Annotated in this window: 1 pseudogene; it reads right to left on the bottom strand. The window is 56.4% G+C overall.

The window, feature by feature from the left end:
* Positions 1-237: 237 nt before the first annotated feature.
* Positions 238-657, bottom strand: a pseudogene (locus tag ACXJ7R_RS35550) (calcium-binding protein); the annotation flags it as partial.

The raw sequence follows: 657 nt of genomic DNA on the forward strand, positions 1-657 counted from the left end.
GTCCACGTCAACAAGCCCATTCCGAGCCTGTGTCACGGTCACATTTGTCAAAGTCATCGCGCACCCCCCGCGGTTGTTGGACGACAATATTCGGCGACAGTATGGATCATAGATAACGGTGTCGGCTACGCTCGGAGAATTCCAGGAAAAGTGTGAAACAATATCCCGTCCGGAATTGTGTCAAACAAAGGGAAAGAGCGGTTTTGCGTTCAGTGAAACGATGAACCGCTCCTACCTTCACACCACGACGAAATCAGCGTTTGTCAGCGCTAGGTTAGCGGCCAGCGTGGCGAAATGGGTTGAGCCGCCAGCCGCATTGCCATCGCTGTCATAGTAGAGCCAGCCGGTGCCCGTCTCGTAGATGATGTGCTGGTTCGCAGTGGTGGCGGAGCCCGAGGCGTTGGCGGCAAACTGGTCGGCCGTCAGAGTGCCATTGCCGCCAAGCGCTGCGAAGATCGCATTGTCGACCTGTATGGTGTCGTCGGCCACTGAGAAGTCGATAATGTGGTCGACATTGGTAACGTCATTGAGCGCCGTGGTGAAGACGAAACTGTCCTGTCCCTGTGCGCCACTCAGCGTATCGTTGCCAAGGAGGCYGTTGATGACGTTGTTGCCCGAATTGCCGGCAATGATGTTGGCGGTCGAGTTGCCGGTGCC

The sequence above is a fragment of the Mesorhizobium sp. P5_C1 genome (assembly GCF_054049815.1).